The organism is Streptomyces roseolus (assembly GCF_014649855.1).
In the GTDB taxonomy this organism is placed as follows: Bacteria; Actinomycetota; Actinomycetes; order Streptomycetales; family Streptomycetaceae; genus Streptomyces; species Streptomyces roseolus.
The window spans coordinates 54,751-80,671 of the sequence record NZ_BMTV01000025.1 but is presented as its reverse complement, the minus strand read 5'-3'; the positions used below and the strand labels follow the sequence as shown (position 1 = coordinate 80,671).

Below are 25,921 nucleotides of genomic sequence, written 5' to 3'. Positions count from 1 at the left end.
CCGCACAGCCCGAGGAGGCCGATCGATGATCCGCAACGTCGTCGGCTCGGTCCTGGCCCTCGTCGGAGCGACGGCCGCCGTCTGGAGCCCCTTCCGTGCCTGGTACGACGGCCGTCACGGCAGCGACTACCGGATCGGGGACCTCTTCACCGGCATCACCGGCTCCGGCGGCGGGGTGATCGGCTCGATCCTGCTGCCGTTCGCCGTCGCCGCCCTCGTCACCCTGCTCGGGGTGGTGCTGCGCTCGCGGCTGCTCGTCGCGGTCGCCGGAGTGATCGTCCTCGGCTTCACGGTCCTGTGGATGGTGCGGGTCGGGCAGGCCGAGGGCAGCCTGGTGGTCTCCGGGGACGGCCGCGGCCTCGGCGACGGCGTCGCGAACGCCCTCGGCGGCGGACTGCTGCTCCTGCTCGGCGCGCTCGTCATGGCGGGCCGCCCGCGGCGCCACCGCCTGGAGCCCGCCGCCGGCCGGCCGCACCCGACGCCCGACGAGGGCCCGCCACCGGAGCCGTACGGCACGGGGCACGGGACGACGGACCACGGAACCGGGAACCCGTACGACACCGAGACCCGGTCCATGCCCTACGCCGCCCCCGGCCGCTTCGACGTCCCCGCGGAACCGCCGCGCGACCCGGGGGACCGCGACCAGAGGGGCCGCGACCCGAACGCCTAGCGGGCCGCCGCCGCGCCCCGGCCCGCCGTCGCCGTGCCCTTCGCCGCGTCGAGCGCGTACACGCAGCGGTCCTTGCTGCACGCGTACACGACCCCGCCCTTCGCCACCGGCGAGCCGGTGATCTCGCCGCCGGTGGCGAGCTTCCAGCGGAGCTGCCCGCCGGTCGCGTCCAGGGTGTAGAGGACGTGGTCGGCGGAGCCGAAGTGCACCCGGCCGTCGGCGACGACCGGCGTGCCCACCAGCTCGGCGCCGGCCGCGAACCGCCACCGGGGGGTGCCGGTGACCGCGTCCAGGGTGTAGAGCGCGCTGCCGCTGCCCACGTGCACGTTGCCGTCCGCGACGAGCACCGGCTCGGACGACTGGCGCTGCTCGGTCGCGATCCGCCAGCGGTCCTGGCCGGTGGTGGCGTCGAGGGCGTACACCGTGCCGAGGTGGTCGGCGAGGTAGACGCCGCCGCCGGTGACGGCCGGGCCGGGCGCGAACGCGGGCGGGGAGAGGAAGACGGCGGGCGCCTCGAAGTGCCAGCGGACGTGCCCGGCGGCGATGTCGATCGACAGGACGCGGGTGCCGGCGGAGACGTACACCCAGCCGTCCTCGGCCGGGGCGACCCGGACCGGCACGTGCCCGCAGGAGGCGGCGTCGCCGATCGGGTACGACCAGCGCTCGACGCCCGTCCGGGCGTCGAGGGCCTTCAGCCGGGCGTCCTGCCACACGTACACGGTGTCGCCGTGGATCGCCGGGCCGGCCTCGGGGGTCTCGAAGTCCGTCTGGCAGCCGGTGACCTCCCACAGCTTGGCGCCGTTGGACGCCTCCCAGCCCTGCGCGCCGCCGCCCCGGGTACCGGTGACGACGGTCCCCCGGTCGACCTTGAGGGAGTACACCCAGGCGTCGGTGCGCAGCCGCCAGCGCTCGCTGCCGTCGGTGGCGTCGAGCGCGTACAGCGTCGGGCCGTCGGAGGCGTGGATGCGGCCCTGGGCCACCGCCATCGACCAGGCGACGTCCCTCGTCTTGAACTGGCGCCGGCCCGAGCCGGTGTCCAGGGCGTGCACCTCGAAGGAGGTCACGTACAGCAGGTCGCCGTCGACGACCGGCGTCCCCCACACGTCGTTCGACATGCGGAAGCGCCACGGCCGCCAGGGCCCGGGCCCCTGCTCGGGCTGCGCCGCCTGCGGGGGCACGGGCACGGGCGCGGAGGCCGGCGCGGCCTCGCCGCCGGGCGGCCGGACCCAGCCGGTGGCGTGCGGGTCGGCGGCCTGGCCGAGGCGGAGCGCCGCCCGGGTGTCGGCGACGCGGGGACCGGGCCCGATCGGCACGGTGGCGCCGCCGAGCCGCACCGGACCGCCGGACTCCGCCGCGGGCCCCGCGTGCCGGCCGCCCGCGGGGGCCGGCTCGGGCGCGCGCGGGTCGCCGCCCTCGTACGGGACGGGCGGGCGCGGCGGCATCGGCGGCGGGGAGACCGGCGGCGACGGGGCCGGGCGCCCGCCGCGCCGGGTCTCGATCATGGTGACGGCGGACTCGGGCAGCCACGCGGAGGCGGTGCCGCTGTCGTCGCTGCCCGGACCGAAGAGATGCGGGGCGAGCATGGCCTGGAGGTCGGCCGGGGTGGGCCGCTGGGCCACGTCCATCTGCATGCACGCGTCGATGAGCGGCCGCAGCTCGTCCGGCAGGCCCTCCAGGTCGGGGCCCTCGCGCAGCAGCATGAAGACGGTCTCGACCGGGTTGGCGCCGTGGAAGGGGGCGTGCCCGGTCGCCGCGAAGACGAGCATGGAGCCGAGCGAGAAGACGTCGCTGGCGCCGGTGACGCTGCGCGAGTCGCGGGCCTGCTCGGGCGACATGTAGGCGGGGGTGCCCACGGCGACGTTGGTCATCGTCAGCCGTGTGTTGGAGACGCCGGACGCGATGCCGAAGTCGATCACCCGGGGCCCGTCCTCGACGACGAGCACGTTGGACGGCTTGAGGTCGCGGTGGACGAGCCCGGCGCCGTGGATGGACTGCAGCGCCTCGGCGACGCCGGCGGCGAGCCAGCGGACGGCCTGGGCCGGGAGCGGCCCGCACTCGTTCACTATCTCTTCCAGCGAGGGCGCCGGGACGTACGCGGTCGCCAGCCACGGCACGGCGGCCCGCGGGTCGGCGTCCACCACGGCGGCCGTGTAGAACCCGGACACCGCCCGGGCGGCCTCCACCTCACGGGTGAACCGCACCCGGAACAGCTGGTCCTCCGCGAGCTCGGTGCGCACGGTCTTGATCGCCACGCGCCGGCCGGACGCCGAACGCGCGAGATAGACCAGACCCATGCCGCCCGCGCCGAGCCGGCCCAGCACCTCGAAGGGCCCGATGCGTCTCGGGTCGTGCTGCGTCAGCTGTTCCACTTGCCTGCCACCTCCCCGTACGGGCCACGACGATACGGCCCCGGGCCCTGATTCTTCCTGTCCGAGGCCCCGGTTGCGAACCCGGGGGCGGATCGGGGTGTCACGGGTCGCGCGGAGCGGATCGCTCACGGCTCGGCGGTGGGCTCCGAGAGGGTGGACACGGTGGGGGCGGGGGTCTCGAGGGGGGTGGTGTCGGTGGAGAGGGCGGCCGGTTCCCCGGGGGCGTCGAGGGGGTCGGCGGGGGTGGGTTCGGCGAGGACGGCGAAGCGGGCGCCCTGGTTGTCGTGGAGGACGGCGATGCGGCCGTAGGGGGTGTCGACGGGGGGTTCGGCGACCCGGCCGCCGAGGCGGACGGTGGTGGCGCAGGCCTCGTCGCAGTCGCGGACGGCGAAGTAGACCAGGACGTGGCCCGGCATCTCGGCGGGGAAGGCGTCGGTGATGACGGCCCGGCCACCGAAGGCGGTGTCGTCGCCGGGGCGGGAGCCGGGCGGGGACCAGACGCGGTAGTCGAAGCCGGCCTCCTTGCCCTCCTCCTCGGGGTCGGCCTGGCGGCCCAGCCAGCCGAAGACGGAGGCGTAGAAGGTGTCCACGGGGCCGGGGCGGCGGGTGTACACCTCCATCCAGCAGAAGGAGCCCGGCTCGTTGATCACTTCGAAGCCGTCGTCCTCTCCCGACTGGCGCAGGCCGAGGACGGCGCCGCCGGGGTCGGCGGCCAGGGCGAGGACGCCGAAGGGGCCGACGGGGTACGGCTCCATGACCATCTGCCCGCCGGCGGCCTTCACCCGGGCGGCGACGGTGCCGGCGTCCCGGGTGGCGAGGTAGACGGTCCAGGTGGTGGGCATGCGGCCGTCCCGCTTGGGGAGGAGTCCGGCGACCCTGCGGCCGTCGAGGAGGGCCTCGTCGCGGTCGTCGTCGAAGGTCCAGCCGAACAGCTCGCCGTAGAAGCGCTTGCCCGCCTCCAGGTCGGGGAGCTGCGCGTCCACCCAGCAGGGGGTGCCTTCCGTGTATACGGCCATGGCCCCACGCTAGGGCGGCGGTGGCGGGGCCGCGCTCCGGTGTGCGCCGTCCGGGGCGGGGCCTTCGCGGGGGCCGTCCCCGGGCCGTGCGTCCGGGGGGCCGGCGGGGGGGACGGCGGCGGGCCCTGGCGCGATCCCGTCGCGCGACGCGCCGGGGAGACCCCCGCCGACCTCGGAGAACGGTGTGCACCCCATTTGCAGTCGGCCGAATCGCGCGCTGACCCCCCCTCGGTAAGCTGACGGCATGACAGGACAAGTACGCACCGTCGACGGCCGCGTGGCCGGACGACGCGGCCAGGCGACGCGGCAGAAGCTGCTCGACTGCCTCGGTGAGATGCTCAGCTCCTCGCCGTACCGGGACGTCAAGGTCATCGACGTGGCCCGGAAGGCGGGTACTTCACCCGCGACGTTCTATCAGTACTTCCCGGACGTCGAAGGCGCCGTCCTGGAGATCGCGGAGGAAATGGCGAAGGAGGGCGCCGGATTGACCGAGCTGGTATCCGGCCGCTCCTGGGTCGGCAAGGCCGCCTGGCAGACCTCCGAGGAACTCGTCGACGGCTTCCTCGACTTCTGGCGGAAGCACGACGCGATCCTGCGGGTCGTGGACCTCGGCGCCGCGGAGGGCGACAAGCGGTTCTACAAGATCCGCATGAAGATCCTGAACTCGGTCACCAACTCCCTGACGGACGCGGTGAAGGAGCTCCAGACCAAGGGCAAGGTCGACAAGGAGGTCAGCGCGGCCGCGATGGCCGGCTCGCTGGTGGCGATGCTGGCCTCGGTCGCCGGCCACCAGAAGGGCTTCACCACCTGGGGCGTGAAGCAGGCCGAACTCAAGCCGAACCTCGCGCTGTTGGTACATCTGGGCATCACCGGCAAGAAGCCGGTCAGATAGGCCCGGAACCGTACCGGAGCCCGTTCCTTCACCGTCCTGTCGTCGACGCCGACGCCGGTCACCGTCCCCCGCGCGGGGCGGGACCGCCGTCGGCGTCGTCGTGTCCGGACCCGGTCACCCGCGGGTGAGCCGGAAGAGCCGGATCTCGCGCTCGACCCGGGCCTGGTAGGAGGCGTACGGCGGCCAGAGGGCGAGGGCCGCCTTCCAGGCCGCCGCCCGATCCTCCCCCGTCAGCCGCTCGGCCCGCACGGGGATCGTCTCGCCCGTCCCGGCCGGCGCCGGGTCGCCGTCGCCGGCGTCGCGCTCTCCGACTGCGGCCGGGTCGACGGGGCCACCCCCCACGCGCTCCACGCCCAGGCCGCCCGGCGCGCCCTCGCCGACAGCGGACTCGACCGCTCCCTCGTCGACGGCCTCGCCTCCGCCGGACTCGGCGCGCTCGCCCCCGTGGAGGTCGCCGAATACCTCGGCCTGCGCCCCACCCGGATGGACTCCACCACGGTCGGCGGCGCCACCTGAAAGGTCATGGCCACCCACGCGGCCGACGCGATCGCCGCGGGGCGCGCCGAGGCGGTCCTCCTCGTGTACGGCTCCACCGCGCGTGAGCACCCCCTCCTAGGCTCTCCCCATGAGCGACTTCCACCACGCCCTGCGCTCGCTGCGCGTCTGGGATACCGAGCTGCCCGCCTTCGACCCGGCCGCCGCCCCCGCCGACCCCCTCCCCCTCTTCCACTCCTGGTTCCTCGACGCCGTCGCCGCCGGCCAGAGCGAACCGCACACGCTCTCCCTCGCCACGGCCGGCCCGGACGCCCGCCCCGACGTCCGCACCGTGATGCTGCACGACGCCGACGACCGCGGCTGGCACTTCGCCTCGCACGCCACCAGCGCGAAGGGCCGGCAGCTGGCCGCCAACCCGGAGGCCGCGCTGGGCTTCTACTGGCCGGTCCGGGGCCGCCAGGTCCGGGTCAGGGGCCGCGTCGCCACCGCGAGCCGCGAGGAGGCGTACGCGGACCTGCACGCCCGCACCACCGGCGCCCTCGCCGCCGCGCTCACCGGCCGCCAGAGCGAACTCCTCGACTCCCTCGAGACCCTCGCGGAGGCGAGCGCCGCCGCGTGGGCGCGCGCGGAGGCCGAGCCGGACGCCGACGCCCCCACCTGGACCCTGTACGTCGTCGAACCGGCCGAGGTCGAGTTCTTCCAGGGCGACGCCCGCCGCCGCCACCTCCGCCTCCGCTACCGCCGGACCCCCGACGCCCCCTCCGGCTGGGCCAAGGAGCTGCTCTGGCCCTGAGGGCGCACCATGGAGAGGAGGTGTGAGAACCATGGCGACCTACATGGACGTGCACCGCGGCATGGTCGGGATCACGGCGGACCAGCTCCTCGAAGCCCACCGCGCCGACCTCGCCATCGAGAAGGAGGAAGGGGTCCACTTCCAGCAGGCGTGGGCGGACCCCGAGTCCGGCACCGTCTACTGCCTGTCGACGGGCCCGTCCGCCGACGCCGTGCAGCGGATCCACGAGCGGACCGGCCACGCGGCCGACGAGATCCACGAGGTGCCCCTCACGGTGTGAGCGCGATCCCGGGCGCCCCCGGCGGGGCGCCCCTACGCGTACTCCCCGCCCCCGGGCCCGTACATCTCCTCGACTTCCCGCGCGAAGTCCCGAAGCACCGCCCGCCGCCGGAGCTTCAGCGAGGGGGTGAGGTGGCCCGAGGCCTCGGAGAACTCGGTGGTCAGGAGGCGGAAGGCGCGGATGGACTCGGCCCGGGAGACGAGCCGGTTGGCGTCGTCCACCGCCTTCTGCACCACCGCCAGCAGCTCGGGGTCCCGCGTCAGCTCCCACAGCGCCAGGTGGTCCTTCTGCCGCATCCGCCGCCAGTGGGCGAGCCCCTCGTGGTCGAGGGTGATCAGCGCGGAGACGTACGGACGGTCGTCGCCGACGACCATGCACTGGGCGACCAGCGGGTGGGCGCGCAGCCAGTCCTCCAGCGGGGCCGGGGCGACGTTCTTGCCCGCGGAGGTGATGAGGAGGTCCTTCTTGCGGCCGGTGATGGTGAGGTAGCCGTCCTCGTCCAGCGCACCGAGGTCGCCGGTCGGGAACCAGCCCCCGTCGGTGTGGGGGACGGCGGTGCCGCGCTGCGCGTCCCAGTACCCGGCGAAGACGTGGGGGCCGCGCAACCACACCTCCCCGTCGTCGGCGATCCGCACCCCCGTGCCGGGCAGCGGCAGCCCGACGGTGCCGGTGCGGGGCGCGAGCGGCGGGGTGACGGTGGACGCGGCCGTCGTCTCCGTCAGGCCGTACCCCTCGAAGACCTCGACGCCCGCGCCCCGGAAGAACTCCGTGAGCCGGACGCCCAGCGGCGAGCCGCCGCAGATCACGTACCGGACGCGTCCGCCGAGCGCCGCCCGGATCCGGCGGTAGACCAGCGGGTCGTACAGGGCGCGCGCCGCCCGCACCGACAGCGAGGGCGTCTCGGTCCGCCCGAAGCGGCGGGCGGCCCGCGCGGCCCGGTCGAAGGCGGCGCCCCTCCCGGAGCGTTCTGCGGTGGCCCGGGCCCGGTCGTAGACCTTCTCCATCACGTACGGGATCGCGAGGAGGAACGTCGGCCGGAAGCCGGTCAGGTCGGCGAGGAGGCCGTCGCCCTCCACGGACGGCGCGTGCCCGACGCGTACCCGTGCCCGGACGCAGCCCACCGCCACCATCCGCCCGAAGACGTGCGAGAGCGGCAGGAAGAGCAGGGTGGACGGCGGTTCGCCGCCCTCGGGGGCGAAGACCGGGTGGAGGAGCCTGACCGCGTTGTCGACCTCGGCGAAGAAGTTGGCGTGGGTGAGGGCGCAGCCCTTGGGACGGCCGGTGGTGCCGGAGGTGTAGACGAGGGTGGCGAGGGCGTCCGGGGTGAGGAGCCCGCGCCGGGCCGTCACCGTCTCGTCCGGGACCCGCGCCCCGGCCCGCCGCAGCTGTTCGACGGCGCCCGCGTCGAGGACCCAGAGGTGGCGGAGGCCGGGCAGTTGGCGGCGCTCGGCGGAGACGAGCCGCGCCTGTCCGGCGTCCTCGGCGACGCAGGCGACGGCGCCGGAGTCCTGGAGGATCCAGCGCGCCTGGAAGGCGGAGGAGGTCGGGTAGAGGGGGACGGTGACGAGCCCGGCGGCCCAGGCGGCGAAGTCGACGAGCGTCCACTCGTAGGTGGTGCGGGCCATCAGCGCGAGCCGGTCGCCGGGGCGCAGCCCGTGGGCGATGAGCCCCTTGGCGACGGAGTGCACGTCGGCGGCGAAGCGGCCGGCGGTGACGTCCCGCCAGTTCCCGTCCTCGTCCTTCCGGGAGAAGACGACGGCGTCGGGTTCCTGCCGGGCGTTGTCGTACGGAAGGTCGGCGAGCGAACCGCGCTCGACGCGGGGCACGAGCGCGGGCGCGGAGACCTCCCGCACCCGTCCGTCGACGCGGAGGAAGGCGAGCTCGGTCGACACGGGCGGCTCCTCGGTCTGCGCGATGGACGAAGGTCGTACGTCGTGGAGCAGAAGTGCGGGCCGTGCGGGGGCCGGGTCCGGGGACCCGAGGCGTGACTAGCCGGTAACCTTACTGTGCGGTAAGGCTCAACGGGGAGACCAGCGCTCGTTTTTCATGAGGTTCCCGAGCCCGGACCAGGCGAAGTTCATCAGGGTGGCCGCCGCCTCCCGGGCCGTCGCCCCCGGCGTCTCGTTGGCCCAGGTCGCCAGCGACTCGGCGGACCCCACCAGCGCCTGCGCCAGCGCCGCCACGTCCCGCTCGCCGATCTCGACCGGTCCGTGCGCGGCGCGCGCGGCCTCGCCGATGAGCCCGGTGACGAAGTCGGCGATCTCCTCCCGCATCCGCGCCGCCTCGGTCGCGAAGGGCTCGCCCTGGGTGCGGGCGTGCCGGCTGAGCACGGCCCACGCGTCGGGGTGGTCGGCGGCGTGCCCGAAGAAGGCGAGGAGTCCCGCCCACAGCCGCTCGTCCGGCGGCGCGGACCCGTCGGCCACGGCCTCGGCGACGGCCGCGAGCAGGGCCTGGGCCTCCCGCCGGATGCAGGCGGTGAAGAGCTCCTCCTTGGAGTTCAGGTACAGGTAGACGAGCGGCTTGGACACGCCCGCCAGCTCGGCGATCTCGTCCATCGAGGCCGCCTGGTACCCCTGCCGCGCGAAGCACGTCACGGCGGCGTCCATCATCTGCCGCTCGCGCACGGCCCGAGGCAGCCTCTTGGTCCCCGCCACGCGTCTCTCCGCCCCGCTTCCACGATCGATCGTCCGCCCGGGAAGCCTACGTGCTGTTGCCGGGGCCACCGTCAGGTCTCGGCATTCCGGGCATCACTGCCCGGAAGGTCCGTCTCGTCACCAGAGCGCGAGGGCTTCGGTTCGGGTACGGTCTCTCGTTTCCTTCCCGCACGCGGCAGGGATCGCGCCGCCTGCCCGCCCCGCCTCCGTCTTGCGACGGGGCGGGTGATGCGGGTCTTCTGGTCGGCTCCACGAGGCTTCGACACCGCTGGGGTGTCCCGGTCTCCGGCCACCCCGGTACCGTTCGTGCCAGTCGCCGCGAGGGCGACGAGATTGAGTCCGGCGTTGTCGTCCCGGTCGATGACCAGGCCGCACAGGTCGCACTCATAGGTCCGGATGTGCAGCGGCAGTTTGGCTTTCACCGCGCCGCAGCCGGAACAGGTCTTGGAGGACGGATACCAACGGTCGGCCATGATGAGGCGGGTGCCGTGCCGTCGCCGGGTCTTGTAGGTGAGCTGCCGTCGGATCTCGCCGAACCCGGCATCGGCGATCCGGCGGGCCAGGCGCCGGTTGCGGAGCATTCCGGCGACATTGAGGTCTTCGATCACGATGGTGCCGTACTCGGCCGCCAGCGCGCTGGTGAGCTTGTGCAGGGCATCGGCCCGGAGGTTCGCCACGCGGTGGTGCACCTTGTTGCGGGCCGCGTCGGCCCTCTCCCACCGCCTGGACGCCTTCCGGCCGGTACGGCGGTCCGGTCCCCGACGGCGGGACACCGCGGGGGAGGCCCTGCGCAGCAGCTTCAGCGCCTGGTCGTAGTGCCGGGGGTTGGGCACGGTGCGGATCTCGCCCGCACTGTCGGCCAGCACCGCCAGAAACCTCACCCCGAGGTCCACCCCTACAGCGGCTTCGGGGCGGGTGACACGGACCAGTTCCCGCTTCACCTCGGCCTGGAAGGAGACGAACCAGCGCCCGCGCTCGTGCCGCACGGTCGCGGACAGGACGCGCGCTGTCCCGGTCCGCACGCGCGCGAGAAGGTTGACGGTGGGCTCATGAGTGCGGATCGTGCCCAGCCTCGGCAGCGTCACATGCCGACCGTCCTCGACGCGGATCGTGCCGGTGGTGAACCGACAGGCCGGACGGGCCTTCCGCTTCGCCTTGAACCGGGGTGCGCCCATTCTCCTGCCGCGCCGCTTGCCGTTCTTCGACCCGGTGTAGTTGTCGAACGCGGCGGCGGCGTTCGACAGGCCGGTGCCGTACGCCTCCTTGGAGTTCTCCTCCCACCAGTCGGCGAACCTCGGGTCGGTCTTCTTGGCCTCGTTGAACGCCTTCCGGAGGGAGGGCAGCGACCACGGTCGCCATGGCGTCAGCTCCCCCTCGGGGATGCCGTACGTCTTCTCGGCCCCGCGCTGCCTCCATGACGCGGTCACCCACGCCACGGCCCAGTTGTACGCGGCACGGGCTGCGCCGCAGTGCGAGCGGAGCGCCTGTTCCTGGCCGGCGTTCGGGTCCAGCGCGAACCGGAACGCCTGCACCACGAACCCGGGTCGCTGCCGGAATTTGTTCACTCCACAGCCTCGCCGGTCCCGGCAGGACGCGCCCGCCCCGAAAGCGTCACGGGAAGCAGGATGACCGGCTGGAGGCGGCCGAGAACAGAGAGAACGCCTGTAGCAGCCGTCACCCTCGCCCGGACGGGACGAGGGTGACGAAGACTTCCGGAGAGACGGGTCAGGCCGCGACCGCGACCTTCTCCGGGGCCGCCTCGCGGGCGTCCTCGGGGCCGTCGATCGGGGACGCCGAGGCGTTCTCGTACGCGGTCAGGTCGAGGATCTTCTCGCGGGCGGAGACGATCACCGGGACGAGCGCCTGGCCGGCGACGTTGGTGGCGGTCCGGATCATGTCGAGGATCGGGTCGATCGCCATGAGCAGGCCGACGCCCTCCAGCGGGAGGCCCAGGGTGGAGAGGGTCAGCGTCAGCATGACCGTGGCGCCGGTGAGGCCGGCGGTGGCGGCGGAGCCGATCACCGAGACGAAGGCGATGAGCAGGTACTCCTTGACGCCGAGCTGCACGTCGAAGATCTGCGCGATGAAGATCGCGGCGAGCGCCGGGTAGATCGCGGCGCAGCCGTCCATCTTGGTGGTGGCGCCGAACGGGACGGCGAAGGAGGCGTACTCCTTCGGGACGCCGAGGCGCTCGGTGACGCGCTGGGTGACCGGCATGGTGCCGACCGAGGAGCGGGAGACGAAGGCCAGCTGGATGGCGGGCCAGGCGCCCTTGAAGAACTGGACCGGGTTCACCTTGGCGACGGTCGCGAGGAGCAGCGGGTAGACGCCGAAGAGGACCAGGGCGCAGCCGATGTAGACGTCGGCGGTGAAGGTCGCGTACTTGCCGAGGAGGTCCCAGCCGTAGTTGACGATCGCCTTGCCGATGAGGCCGGCGGTGCCGATCGGGGCGAGGCGGATGACCCACCACAGGGCCTTCTGGAGCAGCTCCAGGATCGACTCGGAGAGGGAGAGGATCGGCTGGGCCTTCTCGCCGAGCTTGAGGGCGGCGATGCCGGCGACGGCGGCCATGAAGACGATCTGGAGGACGTTCAGCTCGGTGAAGGGCGTGATGACGTCCGTCGGGATGATGCCGGTGAGGAAGTCGATCCAGCTGCCCTGGCCCTCGGGGGCCTTGCCGTCGGCGGGGGTGAGGCCGGTGCCGGCGCCGGGGTTGGTGACCAGGCCGATCGTGATGCCGATGGCGACCGCGACGAGCGAGGTGATCATGAACCAGAGGAGGGTCTGGGCGGCGAGGCGGGCCGCGTTGTTGACCTTCCGGAGGTTGGTGATCGAGACGAGGATCGCGAAGAACACGAGCGGGGCGACGGCCAGCTTCAGCAGCTGGACGAAGATGCCGCCGACCTGGATCAGGGTCTCCTTCAGCCAGGCGACGTCCTGGCTCCGGGCGATCCAGCCGAGCAGGACGCCGAGGACGAGACCGGCGACGATCTGGGCCCAGAAGGGGATCTTGGGTATCCGGGACGAGGGCTTGGCCTCGGTGGCGGACGCGGACGCGGACACGAACACACTCCACTGATGCGTATCGGGGAATACGGAATGGGGGGTGCGGCACACTCACGCGCTCTCGCGCGGGGCGCCGCTGCATGCTGCCGGGGAGGCCGGGGCCTCAGGACTCGCGGCGACAACAGGCCGCGGACATACAGCGGCAGAGATCGACGTGCAGGCGCGCCACGAGCGGGGTGCCCGCGGCGTCGAGGAGGCGCTCTGCTGTCGTCATGGTCGATACGTTAACACTTGAACTTTGAGAACCTCAAAGCCCTTCTTTGAGACGAAGAACCGGCCACCTCCGGCCGAAACGCCAACACCCCTGGTGAGAGCCGTCCGGCTCACACCAGGGGTGCCCGATCTGTGAGGTACCTTACGCGGCCCCTACATCTCCCCGCCCTCCACGGAGAGCCGGTACCGCCCTCACGCGTCCCGCCTCCCGAGCCGGTAGGTGAGGTGCCTGCCGTCCGGCATGACCATCAGGGCCGCTTCCATGGGCGTCCCGTCGGCGGTCCGCGTCAGCCGCAGCAGCCGGAGGACGGCACTCCCCTCGGCCAGCCCGAGGTGCTCGCGCTCCTCCCCGGCGGCCAGCCCGGCACTCACGTCCTCGACGACCTCCGCCCCGACGTACCCGAGCTCCTCGAGCAGGGTGACGGCACCGCCGGGCACCTTGCGCGGCTCGGCCAGGGAGGTGCCGGAGGCGACGGAGAGGGGGTAGTACGAATCGGCCAGCTCGACGGGCCGGTCGTCCAGCAGGATCAGCCGGCGCCGCACGACCGCCCGCTCACCGACGGACAGCCCGAGGGCCGCCCGCACGGCCTCGGGGGCCTCCACCTCACCCGCGTGGAGAAGCCGCTGCCCGCCCCGGCGCCCGCGGCGAGCGGCCTCGTCGGTCCACGCGTCACTCTGCCCGGCCTCGCGCGGGGCCAGGTACGGCGCGGCCTCGCCGATCCACGCATCGTCCGCCATGTACGTGCCTCCGGGCGGAGCCGGCTCGTCCTAGACCGCGTCCTCGCGGGTGCGGTTGTCGTGGAGGCGGTTCTTGGCGCGGTCGACCTTCTCGACGATCTCGGTGCTCAGGTCGTCGCGCTGCCTGCGGAGCAGGACGAAGCTCAGGGGGGCCGAGACGACGATGGAGAGGAGCAGGACCCACAGGAGGTTGGAGTCGCCGAGGCCGCGCGGGAGCGCGCCGACGTAGACGAGGCCCCACAGGGCGAGGAAACACCCGGCGAAGATGCCGAGGCGCATCAGCGAGTAGCGGAGCATGACCCACTCTTTCGTTCCGAGGTTCCGGGGTTCCGGGGTGCCGAACCTTCCCATTACGGGACGAGCGTCCCCCAGTGAAGCACGGGGAGGGGCGCCCGCCGGAGGCGGGGGCCGGTTACGCCCGCCCCGGCCGACGGGCGTCCGAGGGGCGGAATCCCCTTGAGGCACGCCGCGAGTAATAGATACAGTCCATTTATGACCCTTACTTTCGAGGCTGATCCGGCCGTCGACCCGGCCCTGACCGACGGCATCCTCGCCCTCTGGGCCGACGTCTCCAACGCCGGCGGCGCCGTCGGCTTCGTCCCGCCCGTCACCGCCGAGGAGATCCGTCCCGCCCTCCGCACCCACCTCGCCGCCATGGTCCAGGGCACCACCCGGCTCCTGGTCGGGCGCGACGAGGACGGGGAGGTCGCCGCCACCGCCTTCTTCACCTTCAACGCCCACCGCCTGATGACCCACTGGGTGTGGCTGTACACGGTGATGGTCCACCCGAAGCACCAGGGCAAGGGGTACGGTCGCGACCTGATGGCGGCCGTCGAGCACACCGCCCGCACCGCCCCCGGCTTCGAGGCGATCGAGGCCATCCGGCTCAGCGTCCGCGGTGGCACCGGCGTGGACGCCTTCTACGCGAAGGCCGGGTACAAGGAGGTCGGGCGCGTCCCCGGCGCCATCCGCGTGGCTCCCGGCGACGACCGCGACGACATCACCATGCTGCTGCCCCTGACCTGACCGGGCACGGATTGTCGGGTGCCGCCCCGCCGCCCGTTCCTACGGTGGGGGCATCGCAGGAAACAGGAAGGACCCACCGTGCTGGACGGACTGAACCGGGCTCTCGACCACATCGAGGAGCGCCTCGACGGCGACCTCGACCCGGCCGAGCTGGCCCGGATCGCCACGACGTCCGAGTACCACTTCCGGCGGCTCTTCTCCGCCCTCGCGGGGATGCCGCTGTCGGAGTACGTGCGGCGCAGGCGGCTCACCGTCGCCGGCGCCGAGGTGCTCGCCGGCGAGCGGACGCTCCTGGAGATCGCCGTCCGGTACGGCTACGGCTCCGGGGAGGCGTTCGCCCGCGCGTTCCGCGCCGTGCACGGCGTCGGGCCCGGCGAGGCCCGCCGCGCGGGCGCCGTGCTCACCGCCCAGCCGCGCATGTCCTTCCGCCTCGTCGTCGAAGGGAACAGCAGCATGAAGTACCGCGTCACGACCCGGGACGCCTTCCGGATCACCGGCAGCAGGGCCCGGGTCCCGCTCGTCCACGAGGGCGAGAACCCGGCGATCGCCGCGCAGATCCGGGGGCTCGGCCGGGAGACCCTGGACCGGCTCGCCGGCCTCTCGGCCGGAGCACCCCCCGGACTCGTCTCCGCCGTCGTCCACCTCACCGACAGCCGCGAGGAGGGCGTGGAGCTCGACCACTGGTACGGCGCGGTCACCGGCCCCGAGGAGACGGAGGCGTCGGAGGCGTACGAGAGCCTCCGCGTCCCCGCCGGCACCTGGGCCGTCTTCGAGAGCGAGGGCCCCTACCCGCAGGCGCTCCAGTACCTCTGGCGGGACGTCTTCACCGAGTGGTTCCCGTCGAACCCGTACCGGAGCCGCCCCGGCCCCGAGATCCTCTCGGTCCGCCCGGCGGAGGACTGGAAGACCGCGGCGGCGGAGCTGTGGATCCCGGTGGAGCACACCGGGGCATGAGAGAAGGGCCGGCGGGGATCCCGCCGGCCCTTCCTCCGTGGACGGACGTCAGACCCGCATCGCCTGCGGCGTCTCCCGCCGCCCCGCGTCCGGGCCCGGGTACTCGCGGATGATCTCGTACCGGGTGTTCCGCTCGACCGGCCGGAAGCCGGCGTCGCGGATCAGTTCCAGCAGGTCGTCGCGGGTGAGCTTGTTCGGCGTGCCGTAGTTGTCGGCGTCGTGCGTGATCTTGTACTCGACCACCGAGCCGTCCATGTCGTCGGCCCCGTGCTGGAGCGCGAGCTGGGCGGTCTGCACGCCGTGCATGACCCAGAAGACCTTGACGTGCGGCACGTTGTCGAAGAGGAGCCGGGAGACCGCGAAGGTCTTCAGGGCCTCCGCGCCGGTCGCCATCGTCGTCCGCGCCTGGAGCTTGTTGCGGACCTTGCCGTCCTGCATGTCCACGAAGTCGTGCTGGTAGCGCAGCGGGATGAAGACCTGGAAGCCGCCGGTCTCGTCCTGGAGTTCCCGCAGCCGCAGCACGTGGTCGACGCGGTGGCGCGGCTCCTCGATGTGCCCGTACAGCATCGTCGAGGGGGTCTTCAGGCCCTTCTCGTGGGCGAGGCGGTGGATCCGGGACCAGTCCTCCCAGTGGGTGCGGTGGTCCACGATGTGCTGCCGGACCTCCCAGTCGAAGATCTCGGCGCCGCCGCCGGTCAGCGACTCCAGGCCCGCCTCGATGAGCTCGTCGAGGATGTCGGAGGCCGACAGGCCCGAGATGGTCTCGAAGTGGTGGATCTCGGTGGCGGTGAAGGCCTTGAGGGAGACGTTCGGCAGCGCCTTCTTCAGCTCGCTCAGCGACCGGGGGTAGTACCGCCAGGGCAGGTTGGGGTGGAGCCCGTTGACGATGTGGAGCTCGGTGAGGTTCTCGTTCTCCATCGCCTTGGCGAGGCGGACGGCCTCCTCGATGCGCATCGTGTACGCGTCCTTCTCGCCCGGCTTGCGCTGGAAGGAGCAGTAGGCGCAGGAGGCGGTGCAGACGTTGGTCATGTTCAGATGCCGGTTGACATTGAAGTGGACCACGTCGCCGTTCTTGCGGGTCCTGACCTCGTGGGCCAGCCCGCCGAGCCAGGCGAGGTCGTCGGAGTCGTAGAGGGCGATGCCGTCCTCACGGCTCAGCCGCTCACCGGCGAGCACCTTCTGCTCCAGCTCCCGCTTGAGCCCCGCGTCCATGCGGCCGCCTCCCATGTATCCGACGAAATCAGGCTTCACCCACCGTACTCCCCCACCCTTCGGGCGGGAGGCACCCCCATTGCCGCTCCGCGTCAGGCCTCTTCGGGCAGGTCCCCGACCCGGTTCTCCCACTTGGTGGAGAGCACGATCGTCGTCCGGGTCCTCGACACGCCCTTGGTGCCGGAGAGGCGGCGGATGGTCTTCTCCAGGCCGTCGACGTCGTTGGCGCGGACCTTGAGCATGAAGGAGTCGTCGCCGGCGATGAACCAGCAGTCCTCGATCTCGGCGAGGTCCTTCAGGCGGCGGGCCACGTCCTCGTGGTCGGCGGCGTCGGAGAGGGAGATGCCGATGAGGGCGGTGACGCCGAGACCGAGCGAGGCGGCGTCGACGGTGGCGCGGTAGCCGGTGATGACCCCGGCCGCCTCCAGGCGGTTGATGCGGTCGGTGACGGAGGGCCCGGAGAGCCCCACGAGCCGGCCCAGCTCGGCGTACGAGGCGCGGCCGTTCTCGCGCAGGGCCTGGATGAGCTGCCTGTCCACGGCGTCCATAGGTATACGACCTTCCATTGTCCAGCGATACCGCAAGTTTAGGTGTAGAATCTAAGGCATGCAGGGGTTTTGAGCCTGCGAATCTTTCAACAGATCAAAGACGATCTTTCAGGAGTGAGAACACCGTGTACACGATCGAGATGGCCTACGCCCGTATGCGCGAGCTTCAGGACCTGGCCAACCGCTCGCGTGCCCACCAGACCGCCTCCGCCTCGAAGCGCGCCCCGAAGAAGGCCGCGAAGAAGCGCTAACCGGCACGGGGAACCCCCGGAGCTCCTCCTCCGAGTTCCCCCCGCCACCGGCGGTACAGCCCGTGCGGCACCCCTGCCGCGTCGAGCACCCGCCCGGCGACGAAGTCCACCAGGTCCTGGATGTGCGTCGCCCCCGCGTAGAACGCCGGAGAGGCGGGCAGCACCACGGCGCCCGCCTCGTCCAGCGCCACCATCTGCTTCAGCGTCTGCCCGCTCAGCGGGGTCTCCCGCACCGCGACGACCAGCGGACGCCGCTCCTTGAGCGTCACGCTCGCCACCCGCTGCAAGAGGTCCTTCGACAGACCGAGCGCCACTCCCGCCACCGCGGCGGTCGAGGCCGGCACGATCAGCATCCCCTTCGCCGGGTACGACCCCGAGGACGGCCCCGCCGCCAGGTCGCCGGCCGCCCAGTACCGCACGCCGTCCAGAGCGTCCACCGGCACGTCGTACGCGTCCGGCTTCCCGTCCGCGCCCCGCGCCAGCCACGCCGCCAGGTCCTCGCGCCAGTGCGCGTCCCGGAAGCCGATCCCCGTCTCGTCGAGCAGCGTCAGCCGCGAGGCCCGCGAGACGATCAGGTCGACGCCCTCCCCCGCGGCGAGCAGCCCCCTCAGCACGGAAGCCGCGTACGGCGTCCCCGACGCCCCGGAAACCCCCACGACCCACGGGGTGCGCTTGCCGTCGTCCATGTCCCGGAGCCTAGAGGGTGAGCCCGCGGACCAGCAGGTCGAGCAGGGCGCAGAGGAAGAGCGAGATCCCGATGAAACCGTTCGTCGTGAAGAACGCCCGGTTCAGCCGCGACAGGTCGTGCGGCTTCACGATCGAGTGCTCGTAGCAGAAGGCCGCGACGACGATCACCAGGCCGATCCAGAAGAACAGGCCCGCGTCCGTGGCCAGCGCGTACCAGACCAGCAGGCCCGTGGTGACGACCGCGGAGGCGCGGGCGCCCCACAGCGCCGCCGGGATCCCGAAGCGGGCCGGCACCGACATCACGCCGTGCGCCCGGTCCGCCTGCACGTCCTGGCAGGCGAAGATCAGGTCGAAGCCGCCGATCCAGACGCCGACCGCGAGGCCCAGGATCACCGCGTCCCAGGACCACTCCCCCGTCACCGCGAGCCAGGCCCCGAGGGGCCCTATGGCCTGGGCGAGGCCGAGGATCGCGTGCGGGAAGTTCGTGAACCGCTTGCCGTACGGGTAGACCACCATCGGGACGACGGCGAGCGGCGCGAGCGCCAGGCAGAGCGGGTTCAGCAGGGCGGCGGCGCCGAGGAAGACGACCACCGCGATCCCGGCCCCGGTCCACGCCGACCGCACCGACACCGCGCCCGTGACCAGCTCGCGGCCCGCCGTGCGCGGATTACGCGCGTCGATCTCGCGGTCGATGATCCGGTTGCAGGCCATGGCGAAGGTCCGGAGCCCCACCATGCAGACGGTGACGAGGAAGAGGGTCCACCAGTCGATCTTCCGGTCGAGCCGGTACATGGCCGTCAGCGAGGCGATGTAGGCGAAGGGCAGCGCGAAGACCGAGTGCTCGATCATCACGAGCCGCAGGAAAGCCCTCGTACGCCCTGGCTGCGCGCCCGGGACGGCGGCCGTGGTCACAGGCCGTACTCCTTCCAGCGGCGGTCCACCAGGGCCGCCGTCGCCGGGTCCGACTCCACCATGTCCGGCCAGCCGCCGTCCCGGGTGTAGCCCTCCTCCGGCAGCTTCCTCGTGGCGTCGATGCCCGCCTTGCCGCCCCAGAACTGCTGGTACGAGGCGTGGTCCAAGTGGTCCACCGGACCCTCGACGACCGTCAGGTCGCGGGCGTAGTCGGTGTTCCCGAGGGCGCGCCAGGAGACCTCGTGGAGGTCGTGCACGTCGCAGTCCTTGTCCACCACGACGATCAGCTTGGTCAGCGACATCATGTGGGCGCCCCAGATGGCGTGCATGACCTTCTGCGCGTGCTTCGGGTACTTCTTGTCGATCGAGACGATCGCGCAGTTGTGGAAGCCGCCCGACTCCGGCAGGTGGTAGTCGACGATGTCCGGAATGATGATCTTGAGGAGCGGCAGGAAGAAGCGCTCCGTCGCCCGCCCGAGCGGCCCGTCCTCGGTCGGCGGCCGGCCGACCACGATCGACTGGAGCAGCGGGCGCTTCCGCATGGTGACGCAGTCGATCTTCAGCGCGGGGAACGGTTCCTGCGGGGTGTAGAAGCCGGTGTGGTCGCCGAAGGGGCCCTCCGGCAGCATCTCGCCCGGCTCCAGCCAGCCCTCGACGACGACCTCGGCGTTCGCCGGGACCTGGAGCGGCACGGTCTTGCAGTCGACCATCTCGATCCGCTTGCCCTGCACGAAGCCGGCGAAGAGGTACTCGTCGATGTCGCCGGGGAGCGGGGCGGTGGAGGCGTACGTGACGGCCGGCGGGCAACCGAAGGCGATCGCGACCGGCAGCCGCTCGCCGCGCTCGGCGGCGACCGCGTAGTGGTTCCGGCTGTCCTTGTGGATCTGCCAGTGCATGCCGATGGTGCGCTTGTCGTGCCGCTGGAGCCGGTACAGGCCCAGGTTCCGCACGCCGGTCTCGGGGTGCTTGGTGTGGGTGAGGCCCAGGTTGAAGAAGGAGCCGCCGTCCTTGGGCCAGGTGAAGAGCGCGGGCAGCAGGTCGAGGTCGACGTCGTCGCCGGTGAGGACGACCTCCTGCACGGGCGCGTCCGAGGACTTCACCTTCTTCGGCGGCACGTGGACCATCGAGCCCAGCTTGCCGAAGGCCTCCCGGACGCCGATGAAGCCCTGCGGAAGCTCGGGCTTGAGCAGCCCGCCGATCTTCTCGCTGATCTCCCCGTACGACTTCAGGCCGAGCGCCTTGAGGAGCCTCCGGTCCGTGCCGAACACGTTCATCGCGAGCGGCATGGCGGAGCCCTTCACGTTCTCGAAGAGAAGCGCGGGCCCTCCTGCCTTGTTCACCCGGTCGACGATCTCCCCGACCTCCAGGTACGGGTCGACTTCGGCCTTGATGCGCTTGAGGTCGCCTTCACGCTCCAGGGCCCTGAGCAGCGAGCGGAGATCGTCGTAAGCCATACGGGCAAGTATCGGTCACCGGCTACGCTGGAGGTGTCACCGGGGCCGACTCGACGCGCCCCCGCCACCGCTTCCAGGGGGCTGCTCCACATGCTTCGGGCATTGATGTACATCCTGCCGCTGGCGCTGACGATCTATGCCTTCATCGACTGCCTGAACACCCCCGAGGACGAGGTCAAGCACCTGCCCAAGGTGGCCTGGGTCATCATCATCCTGCTGTTCTGGATCGTCGGCCCGATCGTCTGGATCTTCGCGGGCAAGGCCCGGCGGATCACGGCGGGCGACGGGCGCGGCGGCTGGGGAGGGCGCGGCGGCAGGGGCGGCTGGGTGGCGCCGGACGACAATCCCGAGTTCCTGAAGTCCCTGTCGGACGAGCGGTCGGCGGGGAAGCCCGCGGAGAAGCCCGCGGACAGGTCCCCGGAGAAGCCGGCGGACACGTCCCCTGAGGAGTCCTCGGAGAAGTCCCCGGAGAAGAAGGACCAGGACGACGCCCTGTTCGAGGACTGGGAGGCGGACCTGCGCCGCCGCGAGGACGAACCGAAGCGCCGCGAGGGCCGCGAAGAGGGCGACGGGGAGAAGGACGCGTGAGCCGCACCCGCGCCCGCTCCGGTTCCCGCTCCGGTTCCGGCTCCCGCCCGGGGAGGCCCGCCTGATGGAGCTGCGGCTCCTCGCGACCTTCGAGAAGGTCGCCGAAGTCCTCTCCTTCACCCGCGCCGCCGCCGAACTCGGCTACGCCCAGTCCAGCGTGACCTCGCAGGTCAAGGCGCTGGAGACGGCCCTCGGCACGGAGCTGTTCGAGCGGCTCGGCGGCCGCATCCGGCTGACCGGGGCCGGTGAGCGGCTGCTGCCGTACGCGCGCCGCATGGCCGAGCTCGCCGAGGAGGCGCGGGCCGCGGTCGCCGCCGGGGAGGCCGCCGGGACGATCACCATCGGGACGATGGAGTCGCTGACCACCTACCGGCTCCCGCCGCTCCTGGAGTACGTCCACCACCGGCACCCGGCCGTCCGCCTGTCCCTGCGGCCCACGCTCGGCGACGCGACGCGGCAGGCGCTGCGCCGGGGCACGTACGACCTGGGTTTCCTCATGGAGGCGGAGACCGCGCACGAGGGCCTGGAGACGGAGGTCCTGGCGCCGGAGCCGCTGGTCCTGGTGGCCGCCCCGGGCCACGCCCTCGCGGGCCGTACGGGACTGGCCGCGGCCGATCTCGCGGGCACCGCCCTGGTGGGCACCGAGCCGGGCTGCGCGTACCGCGACCTCTTCGAGGCGGAGCTGGCGGGGGCGGGCGGGTCGCGGCCGGAGTTCCTGGAGTTCGGGACGATCGAGGCGAGCAAGCGGGCGGTGGCGTCCGGGCTCGGGATCGCGCTGCTGCCCCGGATCACCGTCCAGGAGGAACTGGCGTCCGGGGCGCTGGTGGCGCTCGGCTGGAAACCGCCGTTCACGCTCTTCACGCAGCTCGCGTGGCGGCGGGGGAAGCGGCTTCCGGCGCACGTGCGGCTGTTCGTGGAGCAGGCGCGGCGGCTCGCGCGAGAGTGACCTTCAGGCTGGCGAGGACGATCAGCGGGACGCCGAGCGCCTGGACGAGCCCGATGTGGTGCCCGTAGACCGCCCAGTCGACGACCATCGCGACCGCCGGGTAGGTGAAGGCGAGCACGGCGATCTTCGGGGTGGGCAGCTTGGCGTAGGCGGCGTACATGAGGACGTACATAAGCCCGGTGTGGACGAGGCCGAGCCCGGCCAGCCATCCCCACCCGGCGCCGAGCCCGGCGACCGCCCCGAAGTCGGCGAACGGCAGCAGCAGCGGCACGCCGGCCACCACCTGCACGAGGGCGATCAGATGCGGCCGTACGCCGCCGATCCGCTTGGTCACGAAGGTGGCGAGCGCGTACAGCACGGCGGCGGCGAGCGCGTACCCGAGCCCCTCGAGGGAGGCGGTGTCCCCCGGCCGCACGCCGGAGACGAGGACGAGCCCGGCGAAGGCGACGGCGAGCCACCCCACCTTCCCCGCGGGGATCCGCTCCCGCAGGAAGAGGGCGCTGAGCAGCACGAGGAAGAACGGCTGCGTGTGGTAGACGACGGTGGCGAGCGAGATGGACGAGGCGGCATAGGCCTCGAAGAGGAACACCCAGTTGAAGACGATGAACACGCCGCCGAGGAGGGCGAGCCCGAAGGACCGCGCGGTGAAGCCGTGCCCGGTGAAGTGGCCCCGCGCCAGGCCGTACAGCCCGAGGGCGGCCGCCCCGAAGAGGCACCGGAAGAACACCACCTCGAAGGGCGAGGCGCCCGACTCCACGACGAAGACGCCGAGGGTGCCCGACAGCACCATGGCGAGGGTCAGTTCGAGGGTTCCCCTGGCTTCGTTCCCGGTCTCGTTTCTCATGCCGTCGACGCTACGAACGGGGGCGGGGGCGGGTCCACGGCCCACTGGGGCGTCCTTCCGATGGGCCCCATCGGAAAACGCGATGGGCGGGAGCGGAATACCCGCGTGCGAAGGCTAGTTGGCAGGGAGTACCGGCCCCGGCCGCCCCGCCCGTGCGCACCCACGAACCTGGAGCACCCATGTCCCCCGACGCGACCCCCGGCTCGGACCGCTCGTTCCTCTTCGTCCTCGGCAGCTCCCGCGCCGACGGCAACTCCGAGATCCTGGCCCGCGAGGCCGCCGCCCACCTGCCCGCCGGCACCCCGCAGCGCTGGGTGGACCTGAACGCCCTGGAGCTGCCGGACTTCCAGGACGGCCGCCACGAGACCGCCGCCCACCGCATGGGCGAGGTCGAGGCGGACCTGTGGAAGGCCACCCGGGAGGCCACGGACGTCGTCATCGTCTCCCCCCTGTACTGGTACACCTTCTCCGCCCAGACCAAGCGCTACCTGGACTACTGGTCCGGCTGGCTGAACCTCCCGGACTCCGACTTCAAGCAGCGCATGGCGGGCGGCACCCTGTGGGGCGTCACGGCCCTGTCCCACGAGCACCACGTGGTCGCGGACGGCCTCACCACCGCCCTCCACAACTCCGCCGCCTACCTCCGCATGCGCTTCGGCGGCGTCCTCCTGGGCACCGCCTCCCGCCCCGGCCGCGTCCGCGCCGACGAACAGGCCCTCATCCGCGCGAAGACCTTCTTCGCGACCGAGGCGCAGCCGGCCCTGTTCGCGTACGAGGAGGAGGCGGCGGACGCGATGTGACGCCCCCGAGGACGGACCGCCCGCGCAATCCGGCGCAATCCGGCCCCGCGCCGTCCCACGGCCACGCATCCTGGATGCCCCCCACCACCTGCCCAGGGAGGCCCGGACATGGCGCTCAGGTTCCTCGGTACGACCAGCGAGGACGGCGACTGCCCCACCCTGTACGAGGTCGAGTCCACCGGCGACATCCTCGTGCAGGGGGAGCGCGTCACCGACCCCGCCCAGCTGGCCGCGTTGCGTGACGTCAAGGAGTCCGAGACGTTCGTGACCGTGCCCCGCGAACTGTTGACGCGCTTCGCCCCGCGCGCCGAGGCCGGCGCCATGGTTCCGTTCACGGACGTGAGCGGCCTCTTCGCCGGGTTCGAGCACACGGCCTGGCGTCTGGAGACCCGGCGCGGCTACGCGACCGATCGCAACAGCCCGAAGTGGGCCCGTTGGAAGGCGGGCGCCGACATCTCCGCCGAACCACCCAACGCCTGGCGCGAGAACGTCCGGAGGCAAGTGGCCGCCGGAAAGCGCTTCGAGCGGGTGCGCCTGGTCGATGAACCGCTCACCGAGGGTCAGGAGTTCCTCCTGGCCACGGGGCTGGGGAACGTCGCGTCCGGCGAGGACATCCGGAACCTCACCCGCGCGAAGGCGGCACAACTGCGGCTCCCCGACTACGACTTCTGGCTCTTCGACTCCCGCACCCTCGTCCGTTTCGTCTTCGACGCGGACGACACCACTCTCGGCGTCGTCGTCTCGGAGGACCCGTCCGAGGTCGCCGCCGCCTGCCAGGTACGGGACGCCGCATGGCACCACGCCGTACCCACCGCCGACTACGCGAAGCGAGTACGTTCCTCGGCGTGAGCGGTACCGACTTCCAGTCCGGCCGGGAGGCCCTCGGCGCGCGACTGCGCGAACTGCGCGCCGAGGCAGGCCTGAACGGGAAGGAGCTCGCCCAGCGACTCGGTTGGGCCGCGTCCAAGGTGTCACGGCTCCAGGCGGGGAAGCAGACCCCGTCCGCCGACGATCTGGAGGCGTGGGCACACGCGGTGGGGCGGCCCGGAGTCGTCGTCGAACTCAAGGCACGCCTCGCCGGCCTTGAGACCACCTACCGATCATGGGGGCGGCAGCTCGTGGCGGGCCACCGCGCCCGCCAGGAGCAGGGCATCGCCGAGACCGCAGCGACCACCCTCACCCGCGCGGTCGCGGTGCAGGCCGTCGTGTCCGACGGCGAGGACGCGGACCGAGCCACCCCACACGGGGCGGACGACCTCCGCGACCGCGTACACGGACCGCCGGGCCCCGCAGCGGCTCATCGGGCGGCTCCGGCATGGATGTTCCGGCGGTCGAGGTCCACGCCGACGGTGGCCAGCCAGAGCGTCCACCGACGCCGCCGTGGCGCCGCCGGCGTGAGCAGCCGGAGGAGGAGAGGGAGGAAGGGGATCAGGGCATGCGCGATAAGGTTCCGCACGTCATCAACTCCGTTGGGTTAGTTGGTGGCCGCGCCCCGGGAGGTCTAGCCACCTCGCCGGGGTCTTCTGTGCGCCTCACCGTAGTGCGTACTACACCTTGCTACATCACTACATAGCTAGATCCATCCAAACGTGTCTTTGTATGACTACCTACTGTTGACGCATGAGCCTTGACTCGCAGTCGGGACGCCCGCTGTACAAGCAACTGGCAGACGCGATCGCGGCGAAGATCGCGAGCGGCGAGTACGCCCCCGACCGGATGGTCCCGGCACCGACCCGCCTCGCCGAGGAGTACGGCATCGCCGTACTGACCGCCCGCCGTGCCATACGGGAGCTCGCCGAGCACGGACTCGTCTACACCGTGCCCGGCAAGGGGTCCTACGTCACGCCCTCCGGGGACGCCGGCCACCGCGCCCCGGGTGGACCCGGCACCTCGCCGGGGAAGGCTCCCCGCATGGACCAGCAGCAGGCGCGCCGATGGCTCCGCACCGCCCTCGCGGAGGCCCGCGCCGGGCGGGAGGAGGGCGGGGTGCCGATCGGCGCCGCGCTCTTCGGGGCCGACGGGACGCCGCTCGGGCGGGGGCGGAACCGGCGGGTGCAGGACGGGGACCCGTCCGCGCACGCGGAGACCGCCGCGTTCCGGGACGCCGGGCGGCAGCGCTCGTACCGGGGGACGACGATGGTCACGACGCTGTCGCCGTGCTGGTACTGCTCCGGGCTCGTGCGGCAGTTCGGGATCTCGCGGGTGGTCGTCGGGGAGGACCGGACCTTCCGCGGCGGGCAGGAGTGGCTCGCCGCGCACGGGGTCGAGGTCCTCGTGCTCGACGATCCCGGCTGCGTGGAGCTGATGCGCGCCTTCATCGCCGACCGCCCCGCCCTGTGGAACGAGGACATCGGCCGGGACTGACACCGCGCGACTCCCCGCCCCGGCCTCCGATGCCGCGCGGCTCGACGCGATCGCCACGGACCGACGACGCTTCGGCAACAGTCCCGAAAAGGCGTTCCCGTTCCCTCCTGTTCCCAACACGCCGTCGTTATCCTGGAGTTCACTGCGAC

The 25,921-nt window shown here is 72.4% G+C and carries 28 protein-coding genes and 1 pseudogene; 14 read left to right on the top strand and 15 right to left on the bottom strand.

Going from position 1 to position 25,921, the window contains the following annotated elements:
* Positions 1-25 precede the first annotated feature (25 nt).
* Positions 26-670, top strand: a complete 645-nt coding sequence (locus IE245_RS27130; RefSeq protein WP_189952156.1) for a hypothetical protein — start codon at positions 26-28, stop codon at positions 668-670.
* Here the strand turns inward: IE245_RS27130 and afsK are convergent.
* Together afsK and IE245_RS27120 are read right to left on the bottom strand one after the other, a co-directional pair.
* Positions 667-3,039, bottom strand: coding sequence for a protein serine/threonine kinase AfsK (gene afsK, locus IE245_RS27125; protein ID WP_189952154.1), 2,373 nt, complete (start codon positions 3,037-3,039; stop codon positions 667-669). The two genes, IE245_RS27130 and afsK, sit on opposite strands and share 4 nt — an antisense overlap.
* A 125-nt stretch (positions 3,040-3,164) precedes the next feature.
* Complete coding sequence (locus tag IE245_RS27120) at positions 3,165-4,055, bottom strand: VOC family protein (protein ID WP_189952152.1); 891 nt, start codon at positions 4,053-4,055, stop codon at positions 3,165-3,167.
* 244 nt (positions 4,056-4,299) lie between these two features.
* Here IE245_RS27120 and IE245_RS27115 point away from each other — a divergent pair, with 244 nt between their 5' ends.
* The gene (locus tag IE245_RS27115; RefSeq protein WP_189952150.1) at positions 4,300-4,947 is read left to right on the top strand and encodes a TetR family transcriptional regulator; all 648 of its coding nucleotides are present in this window, start codon (positions 4,300-4,302) and stop codon (positions 4,945-4,947) included.
* Between the two features lie 114 nt (positions 4,948-5,061).
* Here IE245_RS27115 and IE245_RS37275 read toward each other — a convergent pair whose 3' ends face one another.
* Complete coding sequence (locus IE245_RS37275; RefSeq protein WP_229851551.1) at positions 5,062-5,481, bottom strand: nitroreductase/quinone reductase family protein; 420 nt, start codon at positions 5,479-5,481, stop codon at positions 5,062-5,064.
* Between the two features lie 91 nt (positions 5,482-5,572).
* On the opposite strand from IE245_RS37275, the gene IE245_RS27105 reads away from it, so the two are divergent.
* Both IE245_RS27105 and IE245_RS27100 read left to right on the top strand, forming a co-directional pair.
* Positions 5,573-6,235, top strand: a complete 663-nt coding sequence (locus IE245_RS27105) for a pyridoxal 5'-phosphate synthase (RefSeq protein WP_189952147.1) — start codon at positions 5,573-5,575, stop codon at positions 6,233-6,235.
* Positions 6,236-6,266: 31 nt separating this feature from the next.
* Positions 6,267-6,515, top strand: coding sequence for an SCO4226 family nickel-binding protein (locus IE245_RS27100; RefSeq protein WP_189952145.1), 249 nt, complete (start codon positions 6,267-6,269; stop codon positions 6,513-6,515).
* Positions 6,516-6,547: 32 nt separating this feature from the next.
* On the opposite strand, the gene IE245_RS27095 is transcribed toward IE245_RS27100, so the two are convergent.
* The 6 genes from IE245_RS27095 to IE245_RS27070 all read right to left on the bottom strand — a co-directional run bounded on the left by IE245_RS27095 (position 6,548) and on the right by IE245_RS27070 (position 13,483).
* Positions 6,548-8,431 (bottom strand): AMP-dependent synthetase/ligase, encoded by a 1,884-nt coding sequence (locus tag IE245_RS27095; RefSeq protein ID WP_189952237.1) that lies wholly within the window; start codon positions 8,429-8,431, stop codon positions 6,548-6,550.
* A 102-nt stretch (positions 8,432-8,533) separates the two neighbouring features.
* Positions 8,534-9,151, bottom strand: a complete 618-nt coding sequence (locus IE245_RS27090; RefSeq protein ID WP_229851563.1) for a TetR/AcrR family transcriptional regulator — start codon at positions 9,149-9,151, stop codon at positions 8,534-8,536.
* A gap of 89 nt (positions 9,152-9,240) precedes the next feature.
* Entirely contained in the window at positions 9,241-10,734 is a 1,494-nt protein-coding gene (tnpB, locus tag IE245_RS27085; protein WP_229851549.1) for an IS607 family element RNA-guided endonuclease TnpB, read from the bottom strand.
* Between the two features lie 160 nt (positions 10,735-10,894).
* The gene (locus IE245_RS27080) at positions 10,895-12,232 is read right to left on the bottom strand and encodes a dicarboxylate/amino acid:cation symporter (protein WP_189952143.1); all 1,338 of its coding nucleotides are present in this window, start codon (positions 12,230-12,232) and stop codon (positions 10,895-10,897) included.
* A 408-nt stretch (positions 12,233-12,640) separates the two neighbouring features.
* Positions 12,641-13,186 (bottom strand): GntR family transcriptional regulator, encoded by a 546-nt coding sequence (locus tag IE245_RS27075; protein ID WP_189952142.1) that lies wholly within the window; start codon positions 13,184-13,186, stop codon positions 12,641-12,643.
* Between the two features lie 30 nt (positions 13,187-13,216).
* Entirely contained in the window at positions 13,217-13,483 is a 267-nt protein-coding gene (locus IE245_RS27070) for a DUF4229 domain-containing protein (RefSeq protein ID WP_189952140.1), read from the bottom strand.
* Positions 13,484-13,678: 195 nt separating this feature from the next.
* Here IE245_RS27070 and IE245_RS27065 point away from each other — a divergent pair, with 195 nt between their 5' ends.
* Entirely contained in the window at positions 13,679-14,212 is a 534-nt protein-coding gene (locus tag IE245_RS27065) for a GNAT family N-acetyltransferase (protein WP_189952138.1), read from the top strand.
* Positions 14,213-14,290: 78 nt separating this feature from the next.
* Positions 14,291-15,166: an AraC family transcriptional regulator gene (locus tag IE245_RS27060; RefSeq protein ID WP_189952136.1), complete on the top strand. Its 876-nt coding sequence runs from the start codon at positions 14,291-14,293 to the stop codon at positions 15,164-15,166.
* A gap of 48 nt (positions 15,167-15,214) precedes the next feature.
* Here IE245_RS27060 and mqnE read toward each other — a convergent pair whose 3' ends face one another.
* A complete protein-coding gene (gene mqnE, locus IE245_RS27055) occupies positions 15,215-16,378 on the bottom strand; it encodes an aminofutalosine synthase MqnE (RefSeq protein ID WP_189952233.1) in 1,164 nt (387 codons plus the stop codon).
* Between the two features lie 92 nt (positions 16,379-16,470).
* Positions 16,471-16,926, bottom strand: coding sequence for an Lrp/AsnC family transcriptional regulator (locus IE245_RS27050; RefSeq protein WP_128976305.1), 456 nt, complete (start codon positions 16,924-16,926; stop codon positions 16,471-16,473).
* Positions 16,927-17,051: 125 nt separating this feature from the next.
* Between IE245_RS27050 and IE245_RS37810 the strand changes: the two genes are divergently transcribed.
* Complete coding sequence (locus IE245_RS37810) at positions 17,052-17,177, top strand: hypothetical protein (protein WP_267883599.1); 126 nt, start codon at positions 17,052-17,054, stop codon at positions 17,175-17,177.
* Here the strand turns inward: IE245_RS37810 and IE245_RS27045 are convergent.
* Genes IE245_RS27045 through IE245_RS27035 form a run of 3 tightly spaced genes read right to left on the bottom strand, consistent with a single transcriptional unit; the run spans position 17,174 to position 20,230 of the window.
* Complete coding sequence (locus tag IE245_RS27045) at positions 17,174-17,863, bottom strand: UbiX family flavin prenyltransferase (protein WP_189952135.1); 690 nt, start codon at positions 17,861-17,863, stop codon at positions 17,174-17,176. The two genes, IE245_RS37810 and IE245_RS27045, sit on opposite strands and share 4 nt — an antisense overlap.
* A 10-nt stretch (positions 17,864-17,873) precedes the next feature.
* Positions 17,874-18,776 (bottom strand): menaquinone biosynthesis prenyltransferase MqnP, encoded by a 903-nt coding sequence (mqnP, locus tag IE245_RS27040; protein ID WP_189952133.1) that lies wholly within the window; start codon positions 18,774-18,776, stop codon positions 17,874-17,876.
* On the bottom strand, positions 18,773-20,230 hold the full coding sequence (locus IE245_RS27035) for a menaquinone biosynthesis decarboxylase (protein WP_189952131.1): 1,458 nt from the start codon (positions 20,228-20,230) through the stop codon (positions 18,773-18,775). The genes mqnP and IE245_RS27035 overlap by 4 nt, the downstream gene beginning before the upstream one ends.
* Before the next feature lie 105 nt (positions 20,231-20,335).
* Here IE245_RS27035 and IE245_RS27030 point away from each other — a divergent pair, with 105 nt between their 5' ends.
* On the top strand, positions 20,336-20,818 hold the full coding sequence (locus IE245_RS27030) for a PLD nuclease N-terminal domain-containing protein (protein ID WP_373305406.1): 483 nt from the start codon (positions 20,336-20,338) through the stop codon (positions 20,816-20,818).
* Positions 20,819-20,882: 64 nt separating this feature from the next.
* On the top strand, positions 20,883-21,764 hold the full coding sequence (locus IE245_RS27025; protein ID WP_189952127.1) for a LysR family transcriptional regulator: 882 nt from the start codon (positions 20,883-20,885) through the stop codon (positions 21,762-21,764).
* On the opposite strand, the gene IE245_RS27020 is transcribed toward IE245_RS27025, so the two are convergent.
* A complete protein-coding gene (locus IE245_RS27020; RefSeq protein WP_189952125.1) occupies positions 21,676-22,608 on the bottom strand; it encodes a DMT family transporter in 933 nt (310 codons plus the stop codon). The two genes, IE245_RS27025 and IE245_RS27020, sit on opposite strands and share 89 nt — an antisense overlap.
* Before the next feature lie 179 nt (positions 22,609-22,787).
* On the opposite strand from IE245_RS27020, the gene IE245_RS27015 reads away from it, so the two are divergent.
* The 5 genes and pseudogenes from IE245_RS27015 to IE245_RS37265 all read left to right on the top strand — a co-directional run bounded on the left by IE245_RS27015 (position 22,788) and on the right by IE245_RS37265 (position 25,772).
* Complete coding sequence (locus tag IE245_RS27015; RefSeq protein WP_189952123.1) at positions 22,788-23,408, top strand: flavodoxin family protein; 621 nt, start codon at positions 22,788-22,790, stop codon at positions 23,406-23,408.
* Positions 23,409-23,516: 108 nt separating this feature from the next.
* Positions 23,517-24,257 carry a DUF6879 family protein gene (locus IE245_RS27010; protein WP_189952121.1) on the top strand — a complete coding sequence of 247 codons (741 nt, stop codon included), beginning with the start codon at positions 23,517-23,519 and terminating at the stop codon, positions 24,255-24,257.
* Positions 24,254-24,886 carry a helix-turn-helix domain-containing protein gene (locus IE245_RS38140; RefSeq protein WP_373305405.1) on the top strand — a complete coding sequence of 211 codons (633 nt, stop codon included), beginning with the start codon at positions 24,254-24,256 and terminating at the stop codon, positions 24,884-24,886. Before IE245_RS27010 ends, IE245_RS38140 begins: the two co-directional genes overlap by 4 nt.
* A gap of 142 nt (positions 24,887-25,028) precedes the next feature.
* Positions 25,029-25,238 (top strand): annotated as a pseudogene (locus IE245_RS37270) (GntR family transcriptional regulator); the annotation flags it as partial.
* An 81-nt stretch (positions 25,239-25,319) separates the two neighbouring features.
* Positions 25,320-25,772 (top strand): nucleoside deaminase, encoded by a 453-nt coding sequence (locus IE245_RS37265; RefSeq protein WP_229851560.1) that lies wholly within the window; start codon positions 25,320-25,322, stop codon positions 25,770-25,772.
* Positions 25,773-25,921 lie beyond the last annotated feature (149 nt).